Below are 20,416 nucleotides of genomic sequence, written 5' to 3' on the forward strand. Positions count from 1 at the left end.
TAAAGCATATTATAAAATTTCGTAATAAACTGAACAAAAACATGTATATGCTGATTAATAAATATCTGCTACTGCAGTAAAACCGGTGTTTGAAAGTGTCCCACGATAAGGAATTCTAACTATAAATCCTGTTTTATCAAATTTATAAGGTGTGTCCTCTAGAGGAGGTTTATTGTTAACTAGATTCAGGCCTATGGTATAAAGTGCTATAGCTGTGTCGTTAGGGTCTTCAACAACAGTACCAGCCATAATCCCTTTTTTTATTAAATCTTGTGCAACTTGTATCCCGTCTATTCCAAAAACGGGAATATAGTTTGAAGTATCTCCTTTGTTATAACCAAATTTCTGCAATGCTTCAATAGCACCTATTGCCATTGCATCATTATTTGCAATTATTACTTCTATTCCATTATCATATTTATAAAACATTGTTTCAATAGCATTCTTAGCTAACTCTTGATTCCAGTTAGAAATTTGTAATGCAAGTTGTTGAGTCTTTATCCCTGCGTTCTCAATTGTTGAAATAGAAGAGTGTGTTCGCTCAATTGCACCTATATTATCAAGCTCACCTTGTAGCATTATATACTGCATTATGTTATCTCTATTTTTATCTATAGTTGTTTTGTGTTTATTCCATTCTTCGGCAATAAGCTTTCCTTGTAAAGTGCCAGCTTCCCTAGGGTAGGTTGTTATAATGGCAAATTTCTGATATTCCTTCATTTTATTAGTTATAATTGGTGGCTCGGAATTTAATAAAAGTAAAGGGAGATTTTTTGGCTTAACCTTTTCAATATAGTCATTCATTACATTAGCGTTTGTATCAACTAAGTTTACTAAAAAAAGATCTATATTATTGCTAAGTAACGAATCTAAAGTTTCATTTTGTATAGATTGATTACTTTTTGCATCAAAAAAAGTGAACTTAACTGTATTTGGATTGTTAATTTGAATATTCTCTAAATCGTGTTTCATTTGAGCTATGTATGGATCAGCGATATTGGATACTAGTACAGCTACGTTTACTAGCCTTTTAGTAGAAGCATTTGATCTGATATATAAATTATTCTGAATACTGCCTAGTGTAGGAGTAATGAAAAATATAATAAGTATTATTTTATTTAATAGTTTCATTTTACTATCCTCCATATAAGTATTCTTACTCCGATATTCAACTTTATATTATGTTTTAATAAAAAATTTATACTAGTAGTTTCTTAGGCAAAAGAGCGAGATCATAGTTTAAACGTAATTGTAAGCATTGTCTTGCGTTTTTGTATAATACTTTATTTCTGGTTAATTGTAAGAATTATGATACAATATAAGAATTAAGAGATTTTAAGTGGGAAAGGATTACTTATGGACAAAAAGGAATTATTAAATTTTATTTATGATCACATTGAAGGTTTAAAGGATTTATTAAAACCAAATACAGTAATGCATTTAAAGAATGCTTTAAAATCACAGCTTGGAAAGTATGTTAAGGAAAAGGATCCAAAGCCAGTTGATTATTTTATTGAGTTTTTCAAAGCTGCATATCCTGAAAATAATAATGGTAAAAGTATATGAAAAATGAATCTAGGAAAATTCCTAGATTTTTTTTCATTGGTGCTCCATACTAGAATCTACCTCATATTTACATTAATGTAAAAACTAATTGGATTATATAAGATATAAATTTGTTTTTCTATGTGTATGTAGCTGCTGCAGTAAAACCGTTATTTGAAAGTGTTCCTCGATAAGGAATTCTAATTATAAAACCTGATTTATCAAATTTATAAGGCGTGTCTTCTAGAGGTGGTTTATTGTTAACTAGATTTAGGCCTATGGTATAAAGTGCTACAGCTGTGTCATTAATCTCTTCGACAACAGTACCGGCCATAATCCCTTTTTTTATTAAATCTTGTGCAGCTGGTATTCCGTCTATCCCAAAAACAGGAATGTAGTTTCCAGTACCTCCTTTGTTATAGCCAAACTTCTGCAATGCTTGAATAGCGCCTATTGCCATTGCATCATTATTTGAAATTATTACTTCTATCCTATTGGCATATTTATAAAACAGTGTTTCAATAGCATTTTTAGCTAATTCTTCATTCCAGTTAGAAGTCTGTAATGCAAGTTGTTGAGTTTTAATCCCTGCATTCTCAATTGCTGAAATAGAAGAATGTGTTCGCTCGATTGCACCTATATTATTAAGTTCGCCTTGTAACATTATATATTGCATTATGTTATCTCCATTTTTATCTAGAGTTGATTTATTCTTAGTCCATTCATCGGCAATAAGTTTTCCTTGCAAAGTGCCTGATTCCCTAGGATCGGTTGTTATAATGGCAAACTTTTGATATTCCTTCATTTTAGTAGTTATGGCTGGTGGTTCGGAATTAAATAAAAGTAATGGGAGATTTTTAGATCTAACTTTATCAATATAGTAATCTATTACATTGGGACTTGTATCTACCAAATTTACTAATAAAAGATCGATATCATTGTTAAGTAAGGAATCTAAAGTTTCATTTTGTATAGATTGATTGCTTTTTGCATTAAAAAAAGTGAATTTAACTTTATCTTCATTGTTCTTTTGAATATTCTCTAAATCCTGTTTTATTTGAATTATGAATGGATCAGCAATATTAGATACTAGTACTCCTACGTTTACTAGCCTTTTAGTAGAAGCGTTTGATCTAATATATAAATTATGCTGAATGCTGCCTAGTGTAAGAGTAATGATAAGAACAATAAATACTACTTTATTTAATAGTTTCATATTACTATCCTCCGTTGTAATATATAATTACCATATTCGATTTTATATTATGTTTTAATGATGAATTTATACTAATAGTTTCTGAGATAAAAACGGAAGTTTAAAGCTATATATGTATAATATTATTAATTGATATTGTAAGAGAAGTATTATTATAGAAAGGCTGTTAATTATCTATAAATGTAAAAGATAGATTAAAGTTATGTTAATGTGAGCTTTGTGTTCATTATATTTTGTTATAATTACAATGAAATCCTAATTTTGGATTGTACTACAATCTAAAAAGTATATAGTCATTAATATTGAAATTTACGGAGATATAGGTATGAAAATAATAAATAATTTTGATGATAAGATTAGATTTATTGATAATACAAACATATATCATGCACTTATTAATTCAATTGCACAGGCAATATGGGAAACTGACGCAAATGGATTAGTTATTAATGATTCCCCATCCTGGAGAGCTTATACAGGACAAACTTATGAAGAGTGGGTTGATCAGGGGTGGCTTAATGCTGTACATCCTAATGATAGAGGATACGCTGAAATACAATGGCGAGAAGCTATTATGACATCAAAAAATCTAAACATTGAGTCTCGTATAAGAAGCTTTAATGGTGAATGGAAATGGAATAATATAATTGCTTCGCCTATACTTAATTCTGATGGCAATATTCAAAAGTGGGTTGGGATAAATATGGATATTTCTCAGCATAAGAAAAAGAAAGATGATTTGAATGGATTTTATGGGTTATATCAAAAAATTGTTGAGGCAACTGATGAAGGTATTGTAATGATTGACGAACATGGGAGAATTAATTTTGTTAATGAGGCTTTAATTAAAATCCTTGGATATAAGGCAGAGGAAATTTTGTCTAGGGATGCTGTAGATTTCATATTTGAAGATGATATAAAAAAAGTTATGTCCTATCTTAAAAATGCCCAAAATGTTATTGATGAACGCTATGATTTAAAGATTAGAAAAAAGGATGGAAGTCATATATGGGCATTAATTGGAGCTATTACTATTAAAAATGAAAGTGATAATTACAGGGGCAGCTTAGTAATGCTTATAGATATAACAAATAAGAAGAATTATGAACAGGAGCTTAAGGTAAATGTGGAAGAATATTTTCAAATTATAGATAGCTCTTCTGAAGGCTCGTTTATTCATGATCTTGAGAGGAATGAAAGCTATTTCTCCAATCAGTGGAAAAAAAGACTTGGAATTGAGCATTTGTCACCTCGGGAAGCTGCCACTGCAATCATAGAGAAGTCGCATCCAAATGATAGATCGGCTATACATAAAGCATATTCCAAAGCTTTGAAACAAAAGTTACCGAAAGTAAGTATGGAGTTTAGAGCAAAAACAGTAGATTCAGGATATATATGGGTATTAGAGCAGGCTAAAATTATTTATAATGAAGAAGGTAAACCTGTTAAGTATTTGGGTACACATATGGATATTAATAATCGAAAAAAAGTGGAAAAGAATTTAAAGGAAACCTTGGAGGTTCAGGATCAGGTGTTCGCTAACATTTCACATGAACTTAGGACACCTTTAAATGTAATTTTCAGTACAAATCAATTATTAGAAATGTACTTGAAAAATGATACTTTTTTGGATAATAAGGATAAAATTATCAAAGGTTTGAGTACCATCAAGCAAAACTGTTATAGATTTACCAAAATTATAAATAATATAGTTGATTTATCTAAAATAGAATCCGGTTTTTTTAAGCTAAATATGTCTAACGAAAATATAGTATTGATAATTGAAGACATTGTTGAGTCAGTGGCAAGTTACATTGAGCAAAGCAGCTTATCCATTATTTTTGATACCAATGTTGAAGAAAAGATTATAGCCTGTGATGCTTATAAAATTGAAAGAGTTATGCTTAACTTGATTTCTAATGCAATTAAGTTTACCAACCCAGGGGGCAAAATATTCGTTAATTTAACTGATAAAGGTAATCATGTAGAAATATCAGTAAAAGATACTGGAATAGGAATGGAAAAGAAATATCTTAAAAGTATTTTTAAAAGATATCATCAAATAGATAAGACTCTTTCCAGAAATGCTGAAGGAAGTGGTATTGGATTAAACCTAGTAAAATCAATTGTTAAGCTTCATGGGGGGAAAATAAGTGCTGATAGCAAAGTTGATGAGGGCACTTCATTTAATATAAGTCTTCCTGCAAGGCTTATGAAAAAAACAAACTCAAATGGCTTTGTTAAACCTACGAATAATAAAATAGAAATGATGAATATAGAATTCTCAGACATATATTCAATTTAGTCAAAATATTCAAGTTTTATGTCAGGATTTTCTTGTTAGGTGCAGTCATTAATTTGGCTGCATCTTTTTGCTCAAAAAATATAACGATGGAACATATAATAGTAAATTGTGTTTGCTTGTTCATTAAAATTAATCTTCCTAAATTATACAGCTTATTTTTATTTGAAAATATAAAAGAAAATTATGCATTCTAGTTAGATTAAATTATGTATGGTAAAATATAGTTATATTCAAAGGAGTATTTGTTAAAGATGCAGAATAAAAATGAGAATGGAAAGAATGTTTTAGTTTTGAATATATAAAAAATGATATGAGTTATATGTTGGATAAGACTAGAAATATTAAGAGGTATTAAAATAATGATAAACAAAGAAGATATGAGAATCAGCAAATTTATTAGCCTTATATTAAGGCATAAACCAGAAGAAATTGGATTAAAATTAGATGATTATGGATATATAAAGACTTTAGATTTAATCAATGGATTAAAGCGAAAAGGATATAAAGTAACATTCTCGGATATAGAAAGAATTGTGGATGAAGATAATAAACAAAGATATTCATTTAATGGTGATAAAAGCAAAATTAAAGCTAATCAAGGGCATTCTATCGCTGTAAATCTTGAATTGAAGTCTGTAGAGCCGCCCAAAGTATTATATCATGGAACAGCAACAAGGTTTGAAGAAATCATATGTAAAGAAGGAATTAAGAAGCAAAGCAGACAATATGTTCATCTATCAGCAGATATAGAGACCGCAGCAAAAGTAGGTAGGAGGCATGGTGAGTTAGTTATTTTTGAAATTGATAGTTCACAAATGTATAAAGATGGTTATAAATTCTTTTTATCTGAAAACAAAGTATGGTTAACTGATTATGTGCCAATAAAATATTTAAGTAAAGAATTATAGTTAATATTTGAATTTTTAGGAGAATAACATGAATCTAATTGAACAAATTGAGTTTTGTAGACTGGCAACTATATGTGGACTATATTCAAAAAAGGGATTGCGTCCGATCCCTTTATTCTTTATACTTCACTATGGCACTTACTCATTGGAGTATACCATATCCTCAAAATATTTAATATCAGTATCAAAGTTAGGAACAGCTTGAGACGCTTCAGCTGACTTTAATAACTTTACAACCATATCGTTATATGGTGTTAGAATGCCTTTACTTTTTGCAAGTCTTGGAACGACTCCATTAATAAAATCTATTTCAGTTTTATTTTTCTTTTCTAAATCTTGTAACATACTCGCTTTTAAAAGTCGGAATGGTTCCAGTATCCTTTTTAGTGTTTGAATACGTTCTGGAATATCATGTTTACTATTCAATTCCAAAGATGCAATATTAAATCCATTTAGTTTAGCAAATTTTACACCATTTGCGTGTCCAACCTTTATTGTTTCATCTATAATATGGACTGCACTGCCAATTGCAATTTCATTATCAAGAATATCGCCATATTTACAATTTAACGCTGCTGATAATCCACTAAACGCATTGTTAATTAGTAATTTTGACCACTTTGTTCCAATTAAGTTATCGGAAATATGTGTTCCTCCAACAAGATCTAAGATAGATTTGATAACCTGTATTCTCTCTGTGATTTCTCCACTCAATTCCCCAATTTGAAAAGCATACTTTTTAAACTGATTAAATTCTGTTGTAAGGCTTGATACCCCTGGCTCAATAAACGTAGCTCCAAATTCAACAGAACCAGCAACTACACGATTTTGTCCAACAATGGAAGTCACTTTCTCTTCTGGTATTCCGTTTTGTAAAGAGAGAACTACGCTGTCTTCTCCTAAAAATGGCAGCAAACTTTGAAGAACAGAATCATTATATAACTGTTTCGTTAAAAGTAAGACTAAATCATATTTACCTGACATGTTATCAGGGGTAATGGCTTTCACTGATGTCTCAAAATTAGTAGTGCCAGTAATATTTGCTCCCGCTTTATTTAAAGCATCAACATGTTCCTGGTAGACATCAATTAATTCAACATCTTTTCCACCGGCTGAAATATAAGCGCCAGCGATTGTACCTAAAGAACCTGTACCTAAAACTGCAATCCTCATTCAAAGCTCCTCCTTTTATTTTTTCTCCAAATAGTTATAAACTGGTTGTGCAGCATTTAAAGTTAAATCAGTTAAGATGTGGGATGCTGAAACTATCTCTAATACTGGCAAATCTGCAAGAGGTGCTAAAGCATGTTCAAACAATTGAAGCCGAGCAGGTCCTGTCCATGCCCACTTAACTTCTACATTTGTAATTTGTGTCCGCACTAAATCACAAAAACGGAATTGACCATCATAGCCAAGTTCCATCTTTACCATGAAATTTGGACGGCGTATTTCTTCCAATGCTTCTTCTTTCGACATCTCGACGTGTTTGTATCCCATTGTTGCAGTTGCCACACGAAGTGTCCCATAATCAAGAAGTCCAACCAATGTTTCATTATCCTGATAAAGTTTTGGATTTCCCCACTTCTTTGGATAAGCACTTAACTCTCGTCCGCTTGCGATTGCAGGGAAGTTATCAACATACATCGAATGGATGTAATCGCCGTTTTCTCCATTAAAACTTACTGGTATCACCTGACCAGCTTCTGTGTATCCGCCAAGCCCTGTGACGTCATGCATCCGCATAAGTTCAAAACGTACAATTGGGTTATTTTCATCAATTTTTAGTGGTTCTGGAACAGCATTGCGTAACATCTTTGGGTTAGTTCGATAATAAATATTTAAATATTCTCGATCAGTAAATTTATAAAATGGTGGCGATGGATAAGCCGGTGCAGTCAGAGGGGTATTAAGATTCTTGAGTACATCATGTACATCTATTTTCATGTTTTTACGCATCCTTTCTTGCTTTCATTTCATTCAATTTTTCTCTAGCAATTCTTGTTCTATAATCACTTTGGAACTTTTTTGTGTTAAATAGTTCTTGGTTTTACAAATTTATTATATTAAAGAAATTACTAACATATATATCATACCATGTATTTATGACAAAATAAAATTAATCTATTTAAAAAATATTAATGTGATTAGAAATGAATACAATAAAACTTCAATATCTAGTTGATGTAAGTGCGCTCAGCTTCTTTTGCAGGAGTAGCAAGAAATTTTAGAGTTAGATTATTGCATGATTTATTGAAAAGTGATGTAGGAGTGTAAAAACTGGGCACATTAAGCTTGTTATAGCTAATATAGACATAAGCTTATGATGTTCTTTGGAAGCTAAATCATTTTTTGATAGTTCGGATTTTTTCTTTTTTGCCATAAATATTCTCCTTTAATAATGTTCTTATTTAGGATAGATGAATAAACAGTGCATATTCTAATATTCTGCACCATATTTATTCTTCAGAATATTACTTTAGAAGAATATATATTCTAAACAATATTACCATAATATTTTTTGAATAATATGCGTCAAAATTAGTGTTAAATTTCAAATTTAATTTTAAAATACTGATAAATGTGGTATAATTATGATGTAAATATATATTATGGAAAGTATTACTTTAGGAGGATTTTTATATGTCTTTTTTTAAACGTGCCATGGCTACCATGGGAATTGGATCAGCGAAAATAGATACTGTACTTGAAGGAAATAGCTTTAGAGTAGGTGAGGAATTTAATGGGAAGATTTATGTTAAGGGAGGTAATGTTGATCAATATATTAATAAAATAACAGTTAAGTTGATGACATATTATTTGACAGAAGAAATTAAGAGGTCTGTTGATGATGATAATAACGAAAAAGAAGAAATTATTACAGAAAGACACAATATTATAATAGATCAAATTGAATTTGTAGAATCATTTACTATAGAGGCTAAGCAAACAGTGGATTTTGATTTTTCATTTAAGATTCCTGAAATTACTCCAATTACTTTGGAGAGACAAGCAGTTTGGATAGAAACAGATTTAGATATTTCAGCGGGAATAGATTCATCAGATAGAGATTATATAGAAATATTGCCACATCCATATGTTCAACATATTTTTGATATACTTTCAGATTTAGGTTTTCAAGTAATTGAATGTGAGCAGAAATATACTGCCTTTGATGGAAGAGCCCTTCCAATAGTTCAAGAATTTAAGTTTAGACCTACAAGTTTTTTACATGGAGAAGTGGATGACCTTGAAATAATATTTAATTTATGTAATCATGGCTTAGAAATGTATGTTGAAATAGATAGAAAGCTAAGGGGAATTAAAGGATTTTTCCTAGAGTGTTTAGATCTTGATGAGAGCGTAATTCGTATAAGGTTTGATGGAGAAAGTTTTGAAAATGATAACGGAGAAATTCAAGAAGAAATTTGCAATAGGTTGATACAAAAGGTTCAGGTTTAGCATATATGTTGGGTGTTTAATATTTAATTAATCTAAAAAAATACCTATGTAATAGAGGATAAACTGAACCGCCCTCTGTCAAGTAGGCAGGGTAAATAATAAAAATTATGTTACTAAGGTATGATTTCGATATTCTATTGGAGTCATACCTTTTAGCTTACTCTGTAATCTTCTTGTATTATATAATTCTATGTATTCATCAATAGCTTTTTTAAGTTCATCAAATGTATCAAATTGTCTTAGATAATACATTTGAGATTTTATAATGCTCGAAAAGCCTTAAATTGGACCATTATATATGCAACATGCTACTCTAGACATACCTTGGGTTGCATTAATGCTATCTAATTTATTTTTGAAAATTTTACTTGTATATTGGAATCCTCATTTAATGTTATACGTCTATATCCATAAATTCCTTTAACTTCTGAATAAATTTTAATGATTTCATTTAATATCATAGAATTTTCTTTGATTCTTGAACTTTCTTTACGGTTAGTCCATTTATAATAAGAAGCACGAGAAATCTTTACATATTTGCACAATTCAGAAATTGAATATTCAATAGTATGTAATTCTTTTATCATTTGTTCTAGAAGTATTTAATCTATCTACCTCATTTCTATTTCCTTAAATTTTTTTAAGAAATCATTCTCCATTCTTAAACGTCTATTTTCAGATTCTAAAAGCTTTAATTGTGTAGAAATCTTCTGTTATATAAACAGTTTTATTATTTCAACTGTCTACTATAAAGGGAGTATATCAAAAATATATGTCTTAATTTAGTGTAATAAAATGTTTAATAGGTAATTTATGAAAAAATATGTTAGCAAATTAAAAAAAATATAATCTGTTAAAAAATTTAATAGTAATCTAAATAAAGAATTGTATAGAATACTACTAAATTCTGAGAAGATAGTATTTTTAATATCTAGCCCAAACTAGTGAGGGAAAAGTGTGGGAAAATTTTATAGTATGAATCGTTGATTATTCAAGGCATCCTACATATATAACTTGAAAATTTTAATCTAGTAATGAAAATCGCCATATAAATATAATATCAGTTCTTATCAAGGATTTAGAATGAGGAGCCAACATAGTGAGTTGTGCTCCTCATTTGGTTTTTGTATGTTTATATATAAAGAGCAAACATTACTAAATAACAGACGATAGTAATTTATTAGAGGGTCATAATTAAAGCTTGAAGTAAAACTTTAATTCATATAGCTAGCTATAATTTAAAAATAACTATCTGAGTAAGCATAATTAGTTAGCCGGGCATAAAGTATCTAGATAAACAAATTATAAAAATATATAGAATTGATTAATGTTAAAGATATGAATTATTTTGAGGTTATGCAGTAACGGTAGACTTTTATATAAGACGTATATTGGCTATAATGTTAATAAAAGATTGTATCTAAGCATAACAAAGTACTGTTATGATATTTAGAAATATAATTATATATGTTAAAATACTATTAACTTAATAAATTTATATTATAGAAGTAAAGCCTTATTAAGAAAGATAAATTACAATATTAATACAAAACTATTTAGTTGAGGGGGTGCATTGGTGAAGCAAATAAATTATGAAGATATGATAATGAAAAGAGCAATGGATATATTTGCAGAAGAAGGTTTGAAATTCTTTGGTATAAATAAAAAAGTAAAAGGTACTGGATCTACTGAAATTGTTGTTCTTGAGATAAAGAATATGCTAATGGATTATACATTTTTAATGGAAGATGACAGTTATATACATTTTGAGTTTCAAACCACCGACAAGGGCATTTCAGACTTAAGAAGATTTAGAACTTATGAGGCACTTCTTAATTTTCAAACTGGTAAAGATGTTGAAACATATGTTGTTTATTCAGGAGACATTAAAGATCCTATAAGTGAATATACATGTGGAATTAATTCTTATCAAGTCAAGACAATATCAATGGCTGATAAAGATGGAGATGAAATATTTAATAATATAATAAACAAAATAAAAAATAAAGAAGAACTAAGCAATCACGATATTATATCATTAACATTTACACCAATAATGGGTGGTAAGCTTAGTAAAAGTGATAAGATAATAAATGCAATTAGAGTAGTTAAAGATATAGATAAAGATTATAGATATGACGTAGAGTCAATCCTATATGCTTTTGCAAGTAAATTTTTAGAAGGTAAAGATTTAGAGAAAGTAAGGGAGGAGATAAAGATGACTGAACTTGGTAGAAGCTTAATTGAAGAAGGCATGGAAAAGGGAATAGTTGAAGGAGAAAATAAAAAGACTATTGAGATTGTAAAAAATGCTATTAAAAAAGGAATGGACAATAGCATAATAAGTGATTTGACTGGGTTATCAAATGAAGAAATTGAGGGAATAAGAAAAGCTCTAAAATATAGCAATTAAGGACATAGAGATTATGACTGAATTAGGTAAGAGTTTATTTGAAGAAGGTTTCCAAGAAGGTAAGCTAGAAAATGCAATAGAAACAGCTAGAAGAGCTATAAATCAAGGTATGAGTGACGAATTAATTAGTGATTTGGTTGGGCTATCTATAAGAGAAATACAGATAATAAGAATAGTCGCTAAAACAAATTAAATAAATTATAAATAAGTAAGATGTTAATTATAATTCAAGCAATAGATAATGTACAGGGTATAGAACCTTTAAATGGAGTTTTTCAGGTTCACATGTACTTTATTCAGCTTAAAGTAATTAATATCTTTTTCTTTTAATTCTCCAAGGCCTAGATAAGGGAAATACAAGCTGGTATATATATTAGAATAAAATAAATTATAAATATCTATTAAGACATTTGGAAATAATGTATTTCTTTGTTATAGCTTGTGGCAGCAAGGAATAAATTCTATATAAAATAACTGACTTAGATAAAAGGTTGTCCGAATTTTTCTTTACTTGAGCATAAGCAAGTTAGAATTTTGGTAATATCCAGCTGAATAAAGAATACAACAGGGCTTTAAAATACCAGGATAATATACTTTAAATAAAATATATTGAATTATAAATATGGACTGAATAAAGCTAATGTAAGACTTTAAATTGCGGAAGAAAACTATAAAAAGCTTTATTTTGTCAATATTAACTCATTCTATTAAGAAAAACATTATGATTTAGTTAATTGATAATGAATTAAAATTAAATATAATTTAAGCTGCTAATGCCATAGAAAACTCATTATTAACTAAACCTATTATTCCCGGAGAAAATTCATTTTCTCATAATAATTATACAGATAGCAGTAAAAAAATTAATATCTTATAATTTGTTTACAATCATAAAATATACTTAATTAGTATAATGCTGAACGTCTTATCTTAAGTTCTTTTTTCTAGGAATAACCATACTCCTCTCTTGGTTTCAGCTTCTGATTTACTTTTACCATAAAATTCTTTTCTAATAAGTTTTCCGTTACTGTCCATACCAACAGTAGCAGTAGCTCTAAAATAAGAAGATCCGTTTTTTTGTACAATTAGTTTTTACATCCATTAAACCACGCCTATATCATTAAATTATGAGAAAAAATTTATATTCTTTTAAAATTTAAAGTATTCTAAAACTTAAAAGAATATATATAAATTATTAATTATATGAATATCAATTACATCTTTCAAATTCTATGCCTAATATTGGATTTACAGCACGTTTACCAATCAAGTCGAGGGAATTGTACTTATATAGTAAAAACTGTTCCTCTTCTGTTAATCTATTACGGCCTAGATTAGAATAATACTTATTTGTAAATGATTCTGGAATAAATGTATTAATATCAAAATGTTTTTCAAGTAATTCAAGAAATTTAACAATAAGTAAATTACTAAATATACATATGTAGCTAATAATAAATATAATTTGTATTTATGAAGGAGAGATTATAATAAAAATTAATAGGATAAATAAATATATGTTCTAAAACAAGAGAAAGAAATTAATATCAATATTAAAAAGAAGTGATTGGACAAGCATTATGAGAGTCTTAATGCGCAGGAACTTAAAAATATATATGAAGAATTAAACAATATGGATAATAGAATTGATTATAAAAAAGATTTATATAAATTGGCGGAAATAGGATGCAAGGCAGAGCTGATAGAAAATATTTTTGATACTCATGGAGTTACAATTCCTGAATGGAAGTAATTTTAATGGAGGAATAGATTTGGATAGAAATTTTAGTAAAGATTCTAAAAGAAATGGATTGATTTTTGATGTAATGATTCCTATGCTTATTTCATTGCCAATAACATTTATTTTGGATTCAGAATATTATAAGTTACAAGTGTTAAAATTTAAAGCTTCTGATACATTATTGTTTATTCATGATAATGTATCAGAAAAAATAATATTTTTTTCACCATACATTGTAGTGTTACTGATAATTCTAAGTTTTAGAAATAGGTTTCAGTATAAAATTATAAAAATAAATATCTGTTTATTGATTGGAATTATTGTATTTTTAAGTTCAACCATCTTACTTTATTTACAATTTTTCAAATATACTGCTATAGAAAGAGAGCGTATATACATTAGTAATGGAATCTTTTCAAAAAGTGAAGAGTATAAATGGATAGATGTTACACAAGTAGAGGCATCATATAAACGTGGTAATAGAAACAAAATAATAATTATTTATGATATATATTTAAATGATGGAAAAATAATAGATACATGTAATTCAGATGATTTTTTTGAAAAAATAATAGATATTGATAATATTATGAAAGATAATAATATTACAATTAATAGAAAAAAGATACTTAGCAGCGATTATGATGATTTTGTAATTCAATATAAAGATAAAGAAAAAGATTTAGATGTTGATAGATTAGACGTTATACTAAAAATACTTGATAAATAAATTATATCAAATTAGTTTGAAATAATAGTTAATGTTTTCTGCTGCTAGTTAACTTTAAATTTATTTCTAAATTCAAGAATTATAATGTTTACATAACACACGAAAAATTAATAGATGAAATGTTAACGGATTATTGTGGTTTTGTCTTGTTTGGAATATTTGAAGAGAATAAGAATATTTCTGATATAATTCAAGGGGTATTACCGGTATTAAATAAATTAAGTGTTAATACTTTACTAAAATGAATGGATTTTAAAAATATTGCTGTTTAATTACTTTTGGGAGGTAGATTTTGAAAAAAGATTCGCAATATAAAGATGATAAGCTTTTAAACATATTTTGCTATTTGATTGTTCCAGTAGTTCTATCATTTCCAATTACTTATTTTTTGGATTGGTGGTATTTTAAAAATCAAAAATCATTTTTTATGTCAAGCAATACATTATTATTTTTACATTCAGAAATAACAAAATGGATTATACTTTATTCGCCATTTCTAATAATGTTTTTAATAGTGATAGGTTTAAGAAATAGTAGTTCTATTAGAATTATTAAAATTAGAGCTCTATTATTAATTCCTGTTATAATATCAGCAGTTTCAATATTTATATTAATATATGAATTTTTTGAATATACAGATATAAATCAAGATGGGATCCGCATTAGAAATGGAATATTTTCTACAAACAAGAATTATCAATGGAATGATATTGATAATGTCCAAGTATCATACAAACGAGGATATAGAAACAAAATAGATCCTATTTATGATATACATTTAAAAGATGGAACAGTATTAAATACATGTGACGCTGAAGATTTTTATAGCAATATAATAACTTTAGATAATTTCATAAAAGATAACAAAATTAAAATTATAAGAAGTAAAATCCAACCAAATGATTATAATGATTTAAGAAATTCGTTTAGCGAAGATAGGCTGGAAGTAGTATTAGAGATATTAAATGGATAACTTATTAAATTAATATTAATAAACTAGATTAATAATCTTATAGTATCTAAGTCTAAGTAAGGTGAAATGGATTTTGAATTGGAATGAATAAGGAAGAAATATTTATTAGAAATAGTATATTTTCGGCAAATAAGAATTATACTTGATAGAAGTAAAATACGACCAAACGATTACATGAGTTTCTAAAATGCATATAAAAGATGGTGTATTAAGTACTGTATTGAGATGTTAATTAATATATTAAATTGAACGATTCCAATAATTATTTTATTTAAGAAAGATATTGATTTTAAACAAGTAGGGGTTGTGGCATCTATTGAATAAAAGAATACTTATTTTTTCAGAATATAATATAAAAAGAAAATTAATACTAATAATTTTTTTTGTAACTCTTTGTATACTTCCAATTTTTATTCTAGTTAGTCAACATGATATACTAGTTATTTGGGTTGTATTTCTATTAGAATTAATATTAGTACGATTTACAATTATACTGATAACAGATCATATTAGCTTATATTCAGATAGAATAGAAACGGGTAATGTCTTTTCAAAATCAATAATTTTATTTAATGAGATAAAAAAACTAGACCTAAAGTTAATTGAACAATCGTATAGATGGAAAAAGTGGAAGGTTATTTCGATTGTCTTTTTAAATAGTCAGAATTATATCTTATTGACTCTTCCAGTAAAATCTACAAAGAGGCTACACGATATTATTTCTGCCTTAGAAAGCAACAATAATATAAAGCTAAGTCAAAATCTTATAGAATATTTGAATGAAAATGCCAATCATATAGAGGGAATATAAAATATAATTTGCAAAGAGTTATTAAGAGGAGTCCGCCTTGAAGAAAAAGTTCTGGCGGTAAAAGAGGAAGCGGTAAAACTTCATTTAACAAAGGCGCTACAGATATGGCCATATTGATAATAAAATAAATATAAAACTCTATATGGAGTATAATACTTACTTCAAAGATCAAGGATGGAATAGACAATCTAAAATTATAGATTAGGTATTTTTAAGGTTAAATGTGTTAATTTAGTCTTTTAAAAATTACAAGGTATATATTTATTTTGATTGCCTATTCCTTTAATTTTAACTCGCTACGCTCATACAAAAGAAGATAAGTACAAGCTATCTTATATTAAACATTAATTTTAAGTAGAGATCTGTTAAGAGTGTATTTATTGGACATACATGGAAATCTTATTCTATTATAATTTTCTTTTTACCTGAGATATTTTCTATACATAATTTATTTTTTATAACATCATAACTAGTTTCAATACTCCATCGTTTAAAGTATAATAATCCAATTTCGCTTGTGGCCATTTCATCATAAGGAATATTGGTTACTAAATACCATCTTCACCAGTTGATAATGTTATACTTATCATTCTTACATTAATATTTCCAATTTGTTTAGCCTTAGCTTTTATATCCTTATCATTAATTTTTTTTAATCAGCTTTTATTAATTTCTATATTAACTATTTCATCATCATTATTCATTAAGTTTTTTTCATCTTCATACGTTCCGCTTTGTAACCTAAATATATAAAAAATTGGCAACTCCATTAAAAAAATTAACATTTCTATTGATATATATCCTCTATCAAATATTACTATTACCTTTTTATTATCTCCTATTAATTTAAATAGAGTTTCTATATTTTTCTTAGCTAGAGGTCTTTCGGGTGTAGTATATTTATCGATAACAGAATCAATCATTATATTATTTTCTAAGTCATAAATCCCAGAAACTTTTGCCTTAGCGCTTTTTCTAATATTCTCACCTTATGACTTGAAGGCAAAGCCTTGAAGTCACTAGCTGCAACTTTAAAATAATATGGGAAGAAAGTAGCAATGCAATAGATTAAAGCAGAGCTTTAAGGTGTTGCGTATTGTTTCTTTCTGGTCCTTGAATTTAGGAGTGAATTTTGAGTAAAGTTGTAGCAAGAAACATTAAAGTTCGAGCAAAGCGAGTATTAATATCTTCCTTTTAACACAGCATTGTTGCCAAGAATATTGATATATGAAAATATTGTAATTATAGTTATAATATATGTATAATGTGCGCAGAAAAGTATTTAACTGTAAAATAAAGAGTATTTTGAAAGGATGAATAAAGCAATGGCGGTTTTCGATAGTTATGATAATTATTATGATATAGCAGTAAAGGCTTATTGTTCTAATAAGAAAATAGAACTTAAAGATATTAATGATGAACAGAACAAGATAATTACTGAAAGATCATGTGTTCATATTGGCTTTTACCTTACATGGATTATTAATAATAATTTGGAAGGAGACATACATAAGGAATATGATTCAGAAAATCTTGAAAAGGTAAGAAAGGAAGAAATCACAGGAGTGGATTTTTTTCTAACCTGTTGTGATGGCAAGCTATGGAGTGATGATTTTAATGATGAAGGATTAGCATTTACTGAATATTATTATGCTAGTGGACAGTTTGTTAATGATTACATAGATTTTGTTTTGAATGAACTGCATGATATTCCTTGTGAATTCGATTTTAGTTGGAAGAATTATAAAAAGTTTGAAGTTATATTAGATAGAAGATGTGAGGCTTTTTGCAAATAGGGAAAATAGTTTTTATATGTTTGTCATGCCTTTTATAATGCTCGATTAGTCAATGGTTTCTAAAATTTTCAATGTGAAAATGTTTTAATTAAAGTAAAAGTAAGTGCGATTTAACAATCGTTTGTAATATAACATTGGAGGATGTAATTATGTTAAAAATAGCAAATAAATATATAAAACTATACGAAACAACAGTACAGGAAACAAAGGCTTTTGTAGAAATCTGGAAGTCCAGAGAAGAATATATAGAAAAGCAAAGAAATACATATGAAAAGTATTTAAAAAACGAAGGGGTTGAAACTCATGTTAAAATCAAGTTATATTTGTCATTAATAAGCAATCCTTATTTATTAGGGGTATATGAAAGTCTAAAAAAAGAAGATTGGAAATTGCTAAATGATACATTATATCAGTATGGGAGACATAGGGTGTTAACTAAAAGTGGAAATGGATATGATCAGTCAGGTGAATTTTGGGAAGTGATGGATTGTATGGCATGCAATGATATAGAAGCTTTGGAAAAATCATATCCAGAAGAATTAGGATTAAGCAGCAATGGATATCCAGCTTTTGTAATAGCAAGTAATCTGTTATATGTCCTTTGGTATCATAAAGATGAATACGAAAAAGAAGTAATTTCTAAAGCAAAAAAAATGCTAAAACAGAAAAAATCACTATGGGAAAAAGCTATTGTTTCATTTCTTATAGCATTATGTGAAGAGAATATGGAGGAAGCCAGCATACAGTTAAACCAAGTGTGTGTAGCTTCAAGAAGAAATGATAGACATAAACTTTATAAATGCTTTTGCTCAGAAGCACATGGTTTATATAATATTGCTAGAAGTGTTTTGCCTAAAGGGTTGTTTGAGCAACTAAAGATTCCTGAAGATGAAGCATTTATAAAAGAGTTTGCTATTTGGCAAAAAAAAGAATCTTATCTTAAAGGTGAATTATTTATTAATTATCCGGATGAATTAGATTTTATGAATAAAATATTAAAGTTGCCATTACCTGAATGCTGTTTATGCACTCCGTATTCAAATAGTAAGAAAAAATATAGAGACCATGAACAAATGAATAAAGATTTGGCAAATTCATTTATATATAAATAGGACTAGATTTTTCGAAGATTGATTCTATGAGATAAAATATAATGAATAAAATTTAATATTAAGGAGCATAGATGAGCATGCTCTAATGGAATATGTAATCTTTAAATTATAATTTGTCGAAGGAGAAGAATCAGAAAATTGATGTTAGGAGAAGCAAAACATGTCTATGGAACGCAAGAAGCAAAGATGGTATAAAAGAGAAGTAAAACGTATAGTAAGAACAATTGATAATTTTTATTCAGTATTTAATCCTTTGGTCAATGAACCATTTAGTGATGAATATTTTAAAATTTATGCAAATTTATTTTTTAAACCAAAAGGAAAAGATAGAACAGAAATCTTTCAACATCTGATAGGAAAAACAGAGGAAATGTTAATGAGCAAACCTGAAGATATAGGATTTTGTAAAATAATATTAGCAGTTTATGAAGAAAATTTTTCACATTCACAAATTTTAATTTTTTATGAAAGCAGCTATTATAATACATTTTGGGATAGAAAAGATATTCGATATCAAAAATGGTCAAAAGTTAACAAAGGTTCTCTAATTGAAAGGCTTAATATGATTACAAATTTAGCTGAAGTTGGCTATTTAGAAGAGGTGTAAGATGAATTAGGGTATAGAAAACAGAAAATTTGGTTCTATGGAGATATAATATAGGATATTGATAACTAGTACAATTTTTCATAATAAATGTTAGTATTTAAAGAGGTTATAAAATGGATAAAGATAAGTATAGGATTATTAAAATTGGTAAAGAGGCATTATATGAATTTATATATGAAAAATTCATTGAAAATCAAGAGGAGTATTTAGGTGTTAATGCCTTAGAGGTAATGAATAGTTTTGAAATAGATTTTCAAAATGGAAATTTTATTTTTATTGCACATAAAAGTGAAGATGAGAATGAAAATATAATACCATTACCTAAAGAGATAGATTTAGTAAAGCTTATGGATAAAATGGGAGATACAACTTCTACAATGTTTGGTAAGGATAGGTATATTGAATTATCATTAAAAGAAATTATTGATATACAGGAAAGAAAAATTGCGACTTATAGAGGAGATGTAATGAACAGAATTGTAAAAGTTGTAATTGATAGACCATTAGGTTCATATCATCCGAAGCATAAAGATATATATTATTCTGTTAACTATGGATATGTACCTGGTATTATAGCACCAGATGGCGAGGAACAAGATGCATATGTTCTTGGAATAAATGAACCTATAAAAGAGTTAATAGGTAAAGTAGTAGCGATAATTCATAGGAATGATGATGTTGAAGAAAAATGGGTAGTTGTTCCGCAAGGAATGAAAATAACAAAAGCAGAAATACAAGAACAAGTCAATTTTCAAGAGAAATATTTTGATAGTTTAATAGAGATGTTGATTTAAAATTGA

Annotated in this window: 22 protein-coding genes; 14 read left to right on the forward strand and 8 right to left on the reverse strand. The window is 27.8% G+C overall.

Annotation, left to right across the window (positions count from 1 at the left end; translation table 11 throughout):
* Positions 1 to 54: 54 nt before the first annotated feature.
* Positions 55 to 1,131 (reverse strand): galactose ABC transporter substrate-binding protein, encoded by a 1,077-nt coding sequence (locus COL3_RS03340; protein WP_008419368.1) that lies wholly within the window; start codon positions 1,129 to 1,131, stop codon positions 55 to 57.
* A gap of 225 nt (positions 1,132 to 1,356) precedes the next feature.
* Here COL3_RS03340 and COL3_RS03345 point away from each other — a divergent pair, with 225 nt between their 5' ends.
* On the forward strand, positions 1,357 to 1,566 hold the full coding sequence (locus tag COL3_RS03345) for a hypothetical protein (RefSeq protein ID WP_008419366.1): 210 nt from the start codon (positions 1,357 to 1,359) through the stop codon (positions 1,564 to 1,566).
* 118 nt (positions 1,567 to 1,684) lie between these two features.
* Here COL3_RS03345 and COL3_RS03350 read toward each other — a convergent pair whose 3' ends face one another.
* Positions 1,685 to 2,761, reverse strand: a complete 1,077-nt coding sequence (locus COL3_RS03350) for a galactose ABC transporter substrate-binding protein (RefSeq protein WP_008419363.1) — start codon at positions 2,759 to 2,761, stop codon at positions 1,685 to 1,687.
* A 325-nt stretch (positions 2,762 to 3,086) separates the two neighbouring features.
* Here COL3_RS03350 and COL3_RS03355 point away from each other — a divergent pair, with 325 nt between their 5' ends.
* Complete coding sequence (locus COL3_RS03355; protein ID WP_008419361.1) at positions 3,087 to 5,066, forward strand: PAS domain-containing sensor histidine kinase; 1,980 nt, start codon at positions 3,087 to 3,089, stop codon at positions 5,064 to 5,066.
* A 359-nt stretch (positions 5,067 to 5,425) separates the two neighbouring features.
* Positions 5,426 to 5,974: an RNA 2'-phosphotransferase gene (locus COL3_RS03360; RefSeq protein ID WP_008419360.1), complete on the forward strand. Its 549-nt coding sequence runs from the start codon at positions 5,426 to 5,428 to the stop codon at positions 5,972 to 5,974.
* Between the two features lie 138 nt (positions 5,975 to 6,112).
* Here the strand turns inward: COL3_RS03360 and COL3_RS03365 are convergent, their stop codons facing one another.
* The 3 genes from COL3_RS03365 to COL3_RS28545 form a co-directional block, all read right to left on the reverse strand.
* Positions 6,113 to 7,147 (reverse strand): ketopantoate reductase family protein, encoded by a 1,035-nt coding sequence (locus COL3_RS03365; protein WP_008419358.1) that lies wholly within the window; start codon positions 7,145 to 7,147, stop codon positions 6,113 to 6,115.
* 15 nt (positions 7,148 to 7,162) lie between these two features.
* Positions 7,163 to 7,912, reverse strand: coding sequence for an acetoacetate decarboxylase (locus tag COL3_RS03370; protein WP_207655434.1), 750 nt, complete (start codon positions 7,910 to 7,912; stop codon positions 7,163 to 7,165).
* Between the two features lie 292 nt (positions 7,913 to 8,204).
* Complete coding sequence (locus tag COL3_RS28545; protein ID WP_008419354.1) at positions 8,205 to 8,354, reverse strand: hypothetical protein; 150 nt, start codon at positions 8,352 to 8,354, stop codon at positions 8,205 to 8,207.
* Between the two features lie 260 nt (positions 8,355 to 8,614).
* On the opposite strand from COL3_RS28545, the gene COL3_RS03375 reads away from it, so the two are divergent.
* On the forward strand, positions 8,615 to 9,433 hold the full coding sequence (locus tag COL3_RS03375) for a sporulation protein (protein WP_008419353.1): 819 nt from the start codon (positions 8,615 to 8,617) through the stop codon (positions 9,431 to 9,433).
* 105 nt (positions 9,434 to 9,538) lie between these two features.
* Here COL3_RS03375 and COL3_RS03380 read toward each other — a convergent pair whose 3' ends face one another.
* The gene (locus COL3_RS03380) at positions 9,539 to 9,700 is read right to left on the reverse strand and encodes an IS3 family transposase (RefSeq protein ID WP_347474366.1); all 162 of its coding nucleotides are present in this window, start codon (positions 9,698 to 9,700) and stop codon (positions 9,539 to 9,541) included.
* Between the two features lie 77 nt (positions 9,701 to 9,777).
* Complete coding sequence (locus COL3_RS03385) at positions 9,778 to 10,020, reverse strand: hypothetical protein (protein WP_008419352.1); 243 nt, start codon at positions 10,018 to 10,020, stop codon at positions 9,778 to 9,780.
* A 989-nt stretch (positions 10,021 to 11,009) separates the two neighbouring features.
* Here COL3_RS03385 and COL3_RS03390 point away from each other — a divergent pair.
* The 6 genes from COL3_RS03390 (at position 11,010) to COL3_RS03420 (ending at position 16,101) form a co-directional block, all read left to right on the forward strand.
* The gene (locus COL3_RS03390; RefSeq protein ID WP_008419351.1) at positions 11,010 to 11,846 is read left to right on the forward strand and encodes a hypothetical protein; all 837 of its coding nucleotides are present in this window, start codon (positions 11,010 to 11,012) and stop codon (positions 11,844 to 11,846) included.
* 13 nt (positions 11,847 to 11,859) lie between these two features.
* Positions 11,860 to 12,039: a hypothetical protein gene (locus COL3_RS03395; RefSeq protein WP_008419350.1), complete on the forward strand. Its 180-nt coding sequence runs from the start codon at positions 11,860 to 11,862 to the stop codon at positions 12,037 to 12,039.
* A 1,374-nt stretch (positions 12,040 to 13,413) separates the two neighbouring features.
* Positions 13,414 to 13,599: a hypothetical protein gene (locus COL3_RS03405; protein WP_035282381.1), complete on the forward strand. Its 186-nt coding sequence runs from the start codon at positions 13,414 to 13,416 to the stop codon at positions 13,597 to 13,599.
* Positions 13,600 to 13,618: 19 nt separating this feature from the next.
* A complete protein-coding gene (locus tag COL3_RS03410; protein WP_008419349.1) occupies positions 13,619 to 14,317 on the forward strand; it encodes a hypothetical protein in 699 nt (232 codons plus the stop codon).
* Positions 14,318 to 14,609: 292 nt separating this feature from the next.
* Entirely contained in the window at positions 14,610 to 15,290 is a 681-nt protein-coding gene (locus COL3_RS03415; protein WP_008419347.1) for a hypothetical protein, read from the forward strand.
* Between the two features lie 316 nt (positions 15,291 to 15,606).
* The gene (locus tag COL3_RS03420; protein WP_008419344.1) at positions 15,607 to 16,101 is read left to right on the forward strand and encodes a hypothetical protein; all 495 of its coding nucleotides are present in this window, start codon (positions 15,607 to 15,609) and stop codon (positions 16,099 to 16,101) included.
* 656 nt (positions 16,102 to 16,757) lie between these two features.
* Here COL3_RS03420 and COL3_RS03425 read toward each other — a convergent pair.
* Positions 16,758 to 17,081: a transposase gene (locus COL3_RS03425; protein WP_347474367.1), complete on the reverse strand. Its 324-nt coding sequence runs from the start codon at positions 17,079 to 17,081 to the stop codon at positions 16,758 to 16,760.
* 345 nt (positions 17,082 to 17,426) lie between these two features.
* Between COL3_RS03425 and COL3_RS03430 the strand changes: the two genes are divergently transcribed.
* The 4 genes from COL3_RS03430 to COL3_RS29690 all read left to right on the forward strand — a co-directional run bounded on the left by COL3_RS03430 (position 17,427) and on the right by COL3_RS29690 (position 20,410).
* Positions 17,427 to 17,897, forward strand: a complete 471-nt coding sequence (locus tag COL3_RS03430; RefSeq protein ID WP_008419340.1) for a hypothetical protein — start codon at positions 17,427 to 17,429, stop codon at positions 17,895 to 17,897.
* A 149-nt stretch (positions 17,898 to 18,046) separates the two neighbouring features.
* A complete protein-coding gene (locus tag COL3_RS03435; protein ID WP_008419338.1) occupies positions 18,047 to 19,009 on the forward strand; it encodes a hypothetical protein in 963 nt (320 codons plus the stop codon).
* A 160-nt stretch (positions 19,010 to 19,169) separates the two neighbouring features.
* Positions 19,170 to 19,616, forward strand: coding sequence for a DUF3916 domain-containing protein (locus COL3_RS03440; RefSeq protein WP_008419336.1), 447 nt, complete (start codon positions 19,170 to 19,172; stop codon positions 19,614 to 19,616).
* Between the two features lie 113 nt (positions 19,617 to 19,729).
* The gene (locus COL3_RS29690) at positions 19,730 to 20,410 is read left to right on the forward strand and encodes an inorganic pyrophosphatase (protein WP_008419334.1); all 681 of its coding nucleotides are present in this window, start codon (positions 19,730 to 19,732) and stop codon (positions 20,408 to 20,410) included.
* The last annotated feature ends 6 nt before the right edge of the window (positions 20,411 to 20,416 follow it).

The organism is Clostridium sp. LS (assembly GCF_002760435.1).
Lineage (GTDB): Bacteria > Bacillota > Clostridia > Clostridiales > Clostridiaceae > Clostridium.

Excerpts from the sequence above, each read along its gene's own strand:
- COL3_RS29690 (WP_008419334.1), top strand. The coding sequence starts at position 19,730 with ATGGATAAAGATAAGTATAGGATTATTAAAATTGGTAAAGAGGCATTA.
- COL3_RS03440 (WP_008419336.1), top strand. The coding sequence starts at position 19,170 with ATGTCTATGGAACGCAAGAAGCAAAGATGGTATAAAAGAGAAGTAAAA.
- COL3_RS03355 (WP_008419361.1), top strand. The coding sequence starts at position 3,087 with ATGAAAATAATAAATAATTTTGATGATAAGATTAGATTTATTGATAAT.
- COL3_RS03350 (WP_008419363.1), bottom strand. The coding sequence starts at position 2,761 with ATGAAACTATTAAATAAAGTAGTATTTATTGTTCTTATCATTACTCTT.
- COL3_RS03340 (WP_008419368.1), bottom strand. The coding sequence starts at position 1,131 with ATGAAACTATTAAATAAAATAATACTTATTATATTTTTCATTACTCCT.
- COL3_RS03375 (WP_008419353.1), top strand. The coding sequence starts at position 8,615 with ATGTCTTTTTTTAAACGTGCCATGGCTACCATGGGAATTGGATCAGCG.
- COL3_RS03385 (WP_008419352.1), bottom strand. The coding sequence starts at position 10,020 with ATGATAAAAGAATTACATACTATTGAATATTCAATTTCTGAATTGTGC.
- COL3_RS03435 (WP_008419338.1), top strand. The coding sequence starts at position 18,047 with ATGTTAAAAATAGCAAATAAATATATAAAACTATACGAAACAACAGTA.
- COL3_RS28545 (WP_008419354.1), bottom strand. The coding sequence starts at position 8,354 with ATGGCAAAAAAGAAAAAATCCGAACTATCAAAAAATGATTTAGCTTCC.
- COL3_RS03345 (WP_008419366.1), top strand. The coding sequence starts at position 1,357 with ATGGACAAAAAGGAATTATTAAATTTTATTTATGATCACATTGAAGGT.
- COL3_RS03430 (WP_008419340.1), top strand. The coding sequence starts at position 17,427 with ATGGCGGTTTTCGATAGTTATGATAATTATTATGATATAGCAGTAAAG.
- COL3_RS03365 (WP_008419358.1), bottom strand. The coding sequence starts at position 7,147 with ATGAGGATTGCAGTTTTAGGTACAGGTTCTTTAGGTACAATCGCTGGC.
- COL3_RS03395 (WP_008419350.1), top strand. The coding sequence starts at position 11,860 with ATGACTGAATTAGGTAAGAGTTTATTTGAAGAAGGTTTCCAAGAAGGT.
- COL3_RS03360 (WP_008419360.1), top strand. The coding sequence starts at position 5,426 with ATGATAAACAAAGAAGATATGAGAATCAGCAAATTTATTAGCCTTATA.